2 protein-coding genes are annotated in these 1554 nt (G+C 47.2%); both read left to right on the top strand.

Going from position 1 to position 1554, the window contains the following annotated elements; translation table 11 throughout:
- Positions 1 to 805, top strand: an 805-nt coding sequence (locus tag R7Q11_RS24685) for an ABC transporter substrate-binding protein (RefSeq protein ID WP_225466824.1), incomplete at its 5' end; no start/stop codon positions are given.
- The coding region (locus tag R7Q11_RS24680; protein WP_225466823.1) for an ABC transporter permease at positions 805 to 1554 on the top strand (750 nt) is incomplete at its 3' end. The genes R7Q11_RS24685 and R7Q11_RS24680, both read left to right, overlap by 1 nt.

Raw genomic sequence — 1554 nt, 5'->3', positions numbered from 1 at the left:
CTCTAGCCAGATCCCAATCATTCAAGAAGATGAAAACCTTGAGTTGACGGCAACACCAGCAAATAACGTTTCCTTTATTGCGATTAATACCGAGACTCCAGCACTTCGCGACCCAAGAGTCCGCCAAGCGTTGAACCTTGCGATCAATCGTCAAAATATCTTGGATTCGGTTTATTACGGTACAGGTACTCTAGCTTATACATTGCTGCCGCCGAACTCTTGGGCGTATCAAAAAGACAGTCCGAAAATTCGTTATGACCGAAATTACGCTCTCGCTCTACTTCGTGAAGCGGGATACGAAGATGGTCTAAAACTGTCGATGTTGGTGCCGCTAGAGCCAAGAGCATTCAACCCAAGTCCACGCAAAACTGCTGAGCTCATTCAGGCGAACTTCGCCGATATCGGCATCAAGCTGACTCTGCTCACCGACGACCGTTTCGAGCGAGTGGATCTTGAAAACATCAACGATATCGACTTGCTCCTTACTGGCTGGATTGGCGATACAGGCGATCCGGATAACTTCTTCCGTCCTTTACTATCGTGCGAATCAGACCGAGTGGGCCTTAACGTTTCGATGTGGTGTAACGATGATTTCGACTTTTTGCTGGATCTCGCGCTAGAGACGCAAGAGCAACGTTACCGCCTAAACCTGTATCGTCAGGCGCAAAATATTTTGAATGAAGAGTTTCCAGTTATTCCGTTGGCACATGGGGTTCAATTCCGTGTGCACGACAAGTCATTAACTGGCTTCAAATCGAGCCCTTTCAATGCCCAACCGTTTGATAGAGTTGAGAGAATCCACTGATGTTTTGGTACACCGTTCGACGATTTAACCTCTTTTTCATCACTTTGATGATTCTCACTTTGGTGGGCTTTTCTCTGCTGCGCCTTGACCCGCTTTCACATTGGGCAAATGTTGAGTTCTGGTCTGGCTGGCAAAGCTACTTGATTAACCTTTCTCAGCTCGATTTTGGTTTGAGCAAAAACGGCAATGCGATTTACGACGAACTCGCCGTTGTTTTTCCTGCCACATTAGAATTGTGCTTTTTCGCCTTTCTGGTTTCGCTCTTAATCGGTATCCCACTTGGTACGATTGCAGGGATGAAGCAAGGTAAGTGGCTAGACACTGGTATCTCGTTTCTTTCGATGTCGGGTTACTCTGCTCCGATTTTCTGGGTGGCACTACTGCTGATCATGGTCTTCTCGTTGGAATACCATATCTTCCCTGTTGCTGGACGCTATGACTTGCTGTACGAAATCGACCATGTGACTGGGTTTGCCATTATTGACTCCTTTATGGCGAAAGGTGAATACCGAGCTCACGCACTGCAAAGTGTCATCGAGCACATGGTTCTGCCGTGTTTGGTTCTGGCGTTAGCACCTACGACTCAAGTTGTTGGTTTGATGCGCGCTTCTGTTGCAGAAGTTATGAGCCAAAACTACATTCGCGCAGCCCGAATCAAAGGTTTATCGAATCGTGAGATCGTCACTCAGCACGTAATGCGTAACGCCATTCCACCTATCATTCCAAAAGTTGGGGTTCAGCTATCTAGC

The sequence above is a fragment of the Vibrio sp. 970 genome (genome assembly GCF_033339075.1).
This window is presented reverse-complemented; position numbering and strand designations above follow the sequence as displayed.